Origin of the sequence: Lonsdalea britannica, assembly GCF_946477055.1 — a bacterium.
GTDB lineage: Bacteria > Pseudomonadota > Gammaproteobacteria > Enterobacterales > Enterobacteriaceae > Lonsdalea > Lonsdalea britannica_A.
In genome coordinates, this window is sequence record NZ_CAMKXG010000159.1 from 1 (window position 1) to 8,506 (window position 8,506).

Here is an 8,506-nt window from a genome sequence, read left to right on the forward strand (position 1 = left end):
ACTATCCTCTTCGTCGGCAGCGTCAGATGTGTATAAGAGACAGGTCTCGGTGGAGGATGCCTTGCGCAACCTTGGTGGCGTGACGGTACAAAGCAGCAACCGCGGCGGCAATACGGTCTACATCCGCGGTTTTAACGTGACGGGCGGTTCCACGGACGGCGTTTCCAATCCCAACAACACCATAAACGGCAGCGCCACCGGCTATTCCAGCATCGACGGCATTGAGCGGGTTGAGGTGCTAAAAGGCCCGCAGGCGGTGCTGGCAGGCAACAGTTCGCCTGCGGGTTCCGTAAACGTGGTGCGTAAAGCGCCCACGGCCGATCCGCTGCATACCTATAAATTCGAGGTGTCAAAATATGGCGAAGTGAAAAACGCCATTGATCTCGGCGGGCCGCTCAACGACGACAAAACGTTCCGTTACCGTTTTAATGCCTCCACGATGCGGGCGGATAATAGCTTCCCTGACTTTAACGGTAAGCGCGGCGAATATGTGGCCCCGGTACTGGCCTGGGTTACGGATGAGACCCAACTTAAAGTCGGCGCGGAATTCAATACCGGCAGAACGTCTGGGCCAGCGGCGACGATATACAGTAACGGCCGCATCCAGCGGCCAGCGGAATATCGGTTGGGCGACAAGGACAACCACTTTGCCATCAATGCCAAGACCGCTTACTACGAGTTAAACCAGAATATAGCCGGCGACTGGTCTTTTAACAGCAAGGCGACCTATTTAGACAACACAATGAATTACCGCCTGCATGAGATTTATGGGGCGAGCGCCAATGGCACTTTGATTAATCACGAATTGGCGAATAAGCAGGATCTGAATTCCATCAGTCTGCAAAACGATATTCGCGGCAAAATTGCGTTAGGGCCGATGACCCACAATGTGTTGGTGGGTTATGACTATCAGCGGGCGAAGACCACCAGTTGGGATTTGTACAGTGGCAAGATTTACACCACCGCGAATTATTACGATCCTGACAGTATTTCGTTCCCTGCCATTCCTGACCCCACCTACCGCTCCTATACCATGCTCCAGTATCAAAAAGGGCTGATTTTGCAGGACCAGATTGATCTCTGGGAGCGTCTGCATTTCCAGGTGTCGTTCAAGCAGGCCAAATGGTTGCTGCGATCCACCACGGGGACCACCACTACTAAAACGGTGGAGAAAAGCGTCACCCAATGGGTGCCAAGTTATGGCGTCAGCTACGACATCACGCCTGAAATCACGGCTTATGCCAACCTGCTGCACAGTTTTGCGACCGTCGGTACGGTCAATACCCGGACGGGGGAACAGTTAGACCCTTCCACCGGCAAGTCGAAGGAGATCGGGCTTAAATTCAGTTTGTTGGACGACAATCTGACGATCACCACGGCGGCATTCCATATTGAGCAGAAAAACGTGGTCGTGACTGATATCACCGGGAATGCGATTGGTGCGGAAGGGCGCGAAACCAAAGGGTTTGATTTCGATTTGAACGGCCAGATTTTGCCGGGCTGGAACATTCTCGCCAGCTATACCTTCGCTCAGCCCAAAGATGCGGATAACAGCTCGGTGACCGGTTCGATCTATCAATCCCGCGTGACGGGGCAGCCCAAACATACTGGCAGCCTCTGGACGACCTATGAACTGCAAAGCGGGCGGCTCCAGGGGCTTGGCGCTGGCTTCGGCGTGCAGGCGGCCAGCGATACCTGGAACGGTTCGACCAATAATTACTTCAAGATCGGCGGTTGGGCGCAAACGGACGCATCGGTTTTCTACCATCAGCCTAAATACACGGTCACGCTGGGCGTAAACAACCTGTTCGATCGCGAACTCTACTCTTATTCCTCCACGGCGAATTATATCGGCGTGAAACCGGGCCGTACCGCACGTTTATCCGTGACGTACTCGTTTTAGTGTGTGGGGAATATGACGACGTCTTCTACTAATCCAGCGCTGTTTGGCGATGTTAAACGGCCGGGCGTGTGGCAATTAATTCGTCCTTTTTGGGTTTCATCAGAGAAATGGCTGGCCCTGTTATTAATTGCCATTATTTTGACGATTAACTTCAGCAGCACCTACGCCCATGTGGCACTGAATAAGTTGCATGGGCAGTTAACCGATGCGCTGGTCGCGCTTAACTGGCCGGTGATCAGTACCACGATGCTGGAAAGTCTGGCGATTGGCGTGGTCACGACGTTATTACCGCTGATTAGCGTATTGGCCATTAACTATCTGACCTTGCGCTGGCGTACCTGGATGACGACCCGCTATGTGGAGCGCTGGACTCGGCGCTCCGCGTATTATCAGTTGGAGCGAGATAATTTAATCAGCAACGGCGATCAGCGTATTGCGGAAGATATTAATCTCTTTACCGACGTCACGATTAACCTGTCGACCAACATTATTCATGTGGTGGTTAATACCGTCACGTTCACCATCATTCTTTGGGGGCTGTCGGGCGCGCTATCTATTCCCGTTGGCGATTCGACCGTCTCGATCCCCGGCTACATGGTCTTTGCCGTTTATCTCTATTCCTTCGCTCATCTTGCGCTGAGCCACTGGTTGGGCAAGGTGCTGATTGGCGTGAATATGAATAAACAGACGGTGGAAGCGGATTTCCGTTTTCTGGGTATGCAGGTACGTGAAAACGCTGAGCAAATAGCCTTTTTTGGCGGCGGTGAGCGTGAAGGGCGTCGGCTGTTGTCCCGCTTTGAGCGCGTTCGGGCCAACACCCTGCTGATGATGCGCAAAACGTTTAAGCTGGGTTTTTTCCAAAGTATGTTCGCACAGGTTTTTTCGCCGTTGCCGACGCTGCTGGCGCTGCCGTTATTGTTGTCCGGAAAAATCACCTTGGGCGGTTTGACTCAGATCAGCCTGGCCTACGGTACGGTGCTTGGTACGCTGGCCTTTTTCCCTCAGGCTTATCAATCCTTTACTCACTGGATGGCCTTGGCTAATCGGTTACGCGACATGCTCTGGGCGCTGGATAAAGCCCGCGAGCAACCTGCGGGGATTCGACTGGAAAATCGCGGCGCAGCACTTCATTGCGCGGGGGTCACGCTGCAACGCCCTGACGGCACGGTTCTCGTGCGATTGCCGGACTGGCAGGTTTCAGCCGGTGAACGCTGGCTGGTGCGGGGGCGTTCGGGTAGCGGAAAAAGTACTCTGCTGCGCGCTTGTGCGGGGCTATGGCCGTTTGGCGAGGGTGACATCACTCGCCCGCAGGCTGCTCGCATGCTGTTTTTACCGCAAAAAAGCTATATCCCCGTCGGCACCTTAAAAAGCGCATTGGCCTATCCCGATGAGCCCGACGCCTTTACCGACTCGCAATATCGTCAGGCGTTGATAGATTGCTGCCTGGCGGAGCGGGTGGACTCTTTGACGCAGTTCGAGCGCTGGCAGCAGGTGCTGTCCGGCGGCGAACAGCAGCGGTTGGCGATGGCGCGAGTGCTGCTCCACCGCCCCGATGTGATTTTCCTTGATGAAGCGACCAGCGCGCTGGATCCGGAAACGGAAAGTTGTCTCTATCGAGCGCTTATCGAACAGCTGCCCAATAGCACCCTTATCAGTGTGGCCCACCGTGAAACGCTGGAACACTTTCACCCGCATATTCTTACCCTGACGCCCGAACAGGGCAGAGGAACGCCATGTTAAACACACCCAACGAATTAACCGACGTCAGCCTGGAGGGTTTTCTGGCGGACGCGACCGTGCCGGTATTGGTCGACCTGTGGGCGCCGTGGTGCGTGCCTTGCCGCACGATGACGCCGATCATCGACACACTGGCGAGAAACAGCGCGGGCAAGCTGCTGGTGGCCAAAATTGATGTGGAAAAGTATCCGGAGGTCATGACGCGCTTTGGCGTACGGGGTATCCCGACGCTGCTGTTATTCAACGGGGACACACCACCGGAGCGCCAGGTGGGCGCCCTGTCTCTGGGGCAACTGACCGCCTGGCTGGCCGGGCATCAGGTGGCGATCTCCTCGACGCCAACGATAGGTCATGAGGAAGCGCTGGCGTGGCCCAGCTTTTATGGCGACGCGGATCTGCATGATTTTCTCGCCCGCCGGACGATAGACCACGCGGCGGCAGGCGCTATCTCGGTGGCGTTGAGCAGTTTCTGGATTGACGGCAAAGGCACCGCTTCTGCCGCGATGGCGCATCACCCCGACGGTCTGGTCTTTGAACGTATCACCGGCCTGCCGTTAGCGCTGGGCAGATTGTTCGATGTCTGCGGTTATCTGACGGCGGAGCAGGTGGCGTCGCTGTTTGGGGCGCTGGGCGTCGGCAAAGATTTCCGGCGGGTGCCGCTCGGGTTTATGCACGCGTGGTTTAGCGAAAGTTCGACGCCGTGGGCCAGCTATCTACGCGATCCGCAGCTGGTGCAGTTGCTGTCACGCTGGCAGATGCTAAGCGCCGATCGTCTTGCGGGTCGAGAAACCGCGCCCTCCGCCTGGGCGGAGGTGGGCGCACAGGCGGAGGCGCTACTGCCGAGCTACCGGCGTCCGGACCGTCATCTGGAACACCTTTTCGCCACACTGCTGCAACTGCTGTCGCCGGTGCCTGCCATCACCGAAGGCGACGCTTGGGGCAACATTGGGAACCACCTCCATTGGGCGCAGTTTGAGCATCTGGAAATTCTCTCGGGATGGAGCGATGAAGATCGCGCTACGCCCGGCACGCGTATCGAGTGGTTCAGAGAAAAGGAGCGGCAGTCCCCAACCGGTCAATTGACTCAGGAGGCGCTAGCCTCGCTTCGGGCAGAATGGCAGGAGGACAACGCGGCGTTTTACGCTAAAGAAAATCAGTTTCACCACCAGGTTTCGCACCTTTTCTTGCCGGTTAAAGCGCGGATGCAGCAGCAGCTCAACCGTCTTCTGGCCGATGCGCCGGACTTTTAACCCATCATCCATCACCGGGAGGGCCGTATGGCGAACACCTTTGCGCATAGCCAACAGCAGTTGGCGGAACTGGCCGACAGCGTTATTTCGCAGGCGATCCGCGCTGGCGCTTCCGCCGCGCAGGTGAGTTTTTCCGAGAGCAACGGCCTGTTGATTGAAATGCGGCAGGGGCGGTTGCGGGCGCGCACTCGTGATGCGCAATCCGGCCTGTCGCTGACGGTTTATCGCGGGCAGCATCAGGGGACGACAAGCACCACTGACTTCTCTCCGGCACGCCTGAGCGAGACCGTTCAGGCCGCCTGCCGTATTGCAGGTTATACCGGCGAGGACGCTTATGCCGGGTTGCCCGCCGCCGAGTTTCTCTGCTCGTCGCCGAGGGAACTGGATTCATGGCATCCGTGGGCGCTGACCGAAGAGGATGCGCAGTCGCTGGCCCAGCGCCTAGAGCACGGCATCGGATCTGCGGGGACCGGCGTGGTGAGCGATGGCGTCTGGGTCCGTTCCGGACAATCCCAATGGTATCTGATGAACAGTCAGGGATTCGCCCAAGGCGATCGACAAACCCACCATGTGATGAGCGCTAAAGCGCTGGCCAGAAAGGAAGGGGGCAGCCAACTGGATTTCAGGTATTCACAGTCTCCGCTCGCGTCGTCGCTGAAAGCGCCGGAGGCGATTGGCCTTTCGGCAGGGCGTGGCGCGCTGGCCGCATTGGACGTCGCCCCGCTGACCGGCAGTCGCCGCTGCCCGGTGCTGTTTGATCCCCGCAGCGCGCTTTCACTCCTTGAACATCTGATACAGGCCGCTGGCGGCGCGGCGCTATATCGTCAAAACAGTTTCCTCGCCGATCGCCTCGAACAGCGCATTTTCAGTGAGCATATTCGCATTGAGGAAGATCCGTTTGTCCCTCAGGGATTGGCCAGCCGGTCATTCGACGGCGATGGCGTGAGCGGCGCGGCGCGAACGGTGGTGGATAACGGCAGGCTGACCGGTTTTTTCCTCTCCGCCTATGCCGCGCGTCGTCTTGGCATGGCGCCTACCGGCAACGGCTCGGGGCCGGGAAACGTGAGCCTGCGCAGTGCCCGCACCCAGCCCAACGATGATTTCCCCGCGATGGTGAAAAAACTCCATACCGGTCTGCTGGTAACCAGTTTCAGCGGCGGCGGGGCACGCCTGATTAACGGGGACTACTCCCGCAGTCTGCGCGGTTTCTGGGTGGAAGCCGGGGAGATTCGCCATGCGGTCGACGGCGTGACGATAGCCGGCAATCTGGCGGAGATCTTTCGCAGCATTGTCGCCGTCGGTGCCGATGCGCTGACGCAAGGGGCGCTGACCAGCGGATCCGTATTAATCGACAGCCTGCAGGTGGCGGGGCGCTAATCCAGAAGGGGATTACCATGAGTGAATCAGTCACCACATTGCATCTGAAGCAGGCCAAAGGGCAGTTGCTGGAGGCGCACGGCATTACCGATGCCCATTTGCAGGGGATGATGGATCAGGTGCTGGCACACCGGGTGGACTACGCCGATCTTTTCGTTCAGAGCCTGCGCCGCGAAACCTGGTCGATGGAAAATGGGGTCGTGAAAAGCGGCTCTTTCAATGTCGATCAGGGTTTCGGCCTCCGCGCGGTAGAAGACGACCAGACGGCCTTCGCGTTTTCGCAGCATATCGACCAGAAGCATCTGCTGGAGGCGGCGCGTTCGGTCAAGACCATCGCTGCGCTCGGCCAGCGTTCTCGTCTCGCACTGACTCCCCATGGCGCGCGCCGGCCGAATTTTATCGCCGACGATCCGCTGCTGGCCACGGATGCCGCACAGAAAATAAGTCTATTGGAGAACATCAACCGTCTGGCCAGAGAGATCGATCCTCGCGTCGTACAGGTCACCGGCAGTCTGGAATTGACCCATTCGGTTAACTATATTCTGCGCCACGACCTCTATCAGGCGGCCGATATTCGGCCGATGTTGGTCCTGCGGATGAGCGTGGTCGTTGAGCAAAAAGGCCTCCGCGAGACGGCCAGCGCAGGCATCGGCGGGCGCGGCGATTTCACACTCTTTAACGATGATCGCGTGCAGGCTGCGCTGTGTTCTATGGTTCATTCGGCCTTGATCAATCTGGAGGCGGTCGCCGCGCCCTCCGGCAGTATGCCGGTGGTGATTGCCGCTGGCTGGCCCGGCATGTTGTTGCATGAAGCGATGGGGCATGGCTTCGAGGGGGATTTCAACCGTTTGGGGACGTCGGTGTACGCCGGGCGGATTGGTGAGCGGGTAGCGCAACCCGGCGTGAATATCGTCGACGACGGCACCGTGGCGGGGCAGCGTGGTTCGCTGAACGTGGATGATGAAGGGCATCCGGCTCAATGCACATCGCTGATCGAAGATGGCATTCTGAAAGGCTACATGCATGACAGCTTGAGTGCGCGCCTGATGAAGTTGCCGCCCACCGGGAATGGCCGCCGTCAGTCTTATGCGCATCTCCCCATGCCGCGCATGACCAATACCTTTATGCGCAACGGGCACTACGCCGCGGAGGAGATCATTGCCTCGGTGAAACGTGGTCTGTATCTGGCTGATTTGGGAAGCGGGTAGGTGGATATTGTCAGCGGTCAATACAGTTTTCAGACTGCGTTGGCCTATCTGATCGAAGACGGAAAGCTCACCACGCCGGTGAAGGGCGCCACCCTGACAGGCAACGGCTCGGAAACCTTGAAATTAATCAGTATGGTTGGCAACGATCTGGCGCTGGACCGCGGTACTGCGATGTGCGGCAAGGCCGGGCAGAGCGTACCGGTCTGCGTCGGGCAACCCACGCTGAAGGTGGATAATCTGGTCGTGGGCGGTACGCGGCAGGCGTGATGACGTCTCTGAAACCATAACGCATGAGGTGAGTCGGCTTGAGCCTATTTCAAGGCTCATGCCATCCCCCCTCGAATGAGGCGATTTCGTGCCTATTGACCTTTTTAAGCGCCAACAGGCTGAAAACTGACGTCCTCTCAGTATATTAGTGCGGGTACCAGAACCAGAGAAAAAACGGTACGGATGCGTTATTCGGCAAAATTCAGCAGTGCGTCCCCATCAAGGCGATAGCGTATCCACTCCTCTTGCGGCAGGGCGCCGATGCTTTGATAGAAATCGATAGCCGGTTGATTCCAGTCGAGTACGCTCCACTCCAGGCGGCCGCACTGCCTGCTCACGGCATATTGGGCGATCGTTTTTAGAAGCGCTTTCCCTGCGCCTTTCCCGCGAAAAGCGGGTGAAATGTACAGGTCTTCCATATAAATACCGTTACGACCTAGCCAGGTGGAATAGCTGGTGAAGAACACGGCGTAGCCTGCGATTTTGCCATCAACTTCACAGATCAGCGCTTCAATTTTACTGTCTGGGCTGAACAGCGAATCCCGGATTTCATCGGGTGTCGTCACCACTTCTTCGGGCGCTTTTTCATACACGGCCAGTTCGTAAATCATATCGTAAATGACATTGGCGTCAGCGGCCCGAGCCTGGCGGATCGTTATACTCATCTGTTTTCCCATCGTTTTTTGTGTTGCTTAGCGATTGATGGCACCAAGCATAAGCGTTATCGTTAGAAGAATTAAGTGCAATGAAATCACGGGTTGATG

4 protein-coding genes and 1 pseudogene are annotated in these 8,506 nt (G+C 57.3%); 4 read left to right on the top strand and 1 reads right to left on the bottom strand.

Going from position 1 to position 8,506, the window contains the following annotated elements; genetic code table 11:
* Positions 1 to 1,915: 1,915 nt before the first annotated feature.
* The 4 genes and pseudogenes from Q7O77_RS11415 to tldD all read left to right on the top strand — a co-directional run bounded on the left by Q7O77_RS11415 (position 1,916) and on the right by tldD (position 7,742).
* Positions 1,916 to 3,643 carry an ABC transporter ATP-binding protein/permease gene (locus tag Q7O77_RS11415; protein ID WP_304167156.1) on the top strand — a complete coding sequence of 576 codons (1,728 nt, stop codon included), beginning with the start codon at positions 1,916 to 1,918 and terminating at the stop codon, positions 3,641 to 3,643.
* Positions 3,637 to 4,890 (top strand): co-chaperone YbbN, encoded by a 1,254-nt coding sequence (locus Q7O77_RS11420; RefSeq protein ID WP_304167158.1) that lies wholly within the window; start codon positions 3,637 to 3,639, stop codon positions 4,888 to 4,890. Before Q7O77_RS11415 ends, Q7O77_RS11420 begins: the two co-directional genes overlap by 7 nt.
* Positions 4,891 to 4,917: 27 nt before the next feature.
* Positions 4,918 to 6,267, top strand: coding sequence for a TldD/PmbA family protein (locus Q7O77_RS11425; protein WP_304167161.1), 1,350 nt, complete (start codon positions 4,918 to 4,920; stop codon positions 6,265 to 6,267).
* A gap of 17 nt (positions 6,268 to 6,284) precedes the next feature.
* Positions 6,285 to 7,742: pseudogene (tldD, locus tag Q7O77_RS11430) on the top strand (metalloprotease TldD).
* A 188-nt stretch (positions 7,743 to 7,930) separates the two neighbouring features.
* On the opposite strand, the gene Q7O77_RS11435 reads toward tldD, so the two are convergent.
* Positions 7,931 to 8,407: a GNAT family N-acetyltransferase gene (locus Q7O77_RS11435; RefSeq protein WP_304167164.1), complete on the bottom strand. Its 477-nt coding sequence runs from the start codon at positions 8,405 to 8,407 to the stop codon at positions 7,931 to 7,933.
* Between the last annotated feature and the right edge of the window lie 99 nt (positions 8,408 to 8,506).

Bases quoted from the DNA above. Each gene is read 5' to 3' on its own strand.
- Q7O77_RS11415 (WP_304167156.1), top strand. From the start codon at position 1,916: ATGACGACGTCTTCTACTAATCCAGCGCTGTTTGGCGATGTTAAACGG.
- Q7O77_RS11420 (WP_304167158.1), top strand. From the start codon at position 3,637: ATGTTAAACACACCCAACGAATTAACCGACGTCAGCCTGGAGGGTTTT.
- Q7O77_RS11425 (WP_304167161.1), top strand. From the start codon at position 4,918: ATGGCGAACACCTTTGCGCATAGCCAACAGCAGTTGGCGGAACTGGCC.
- Q7O77_RS11435 (WP_304167164.1), bottom strand. From the start codon at position 8,407: ATGAGTATAACGATCCGCCAGGCTCGGGCCGCTGACGCCAATGTCATT.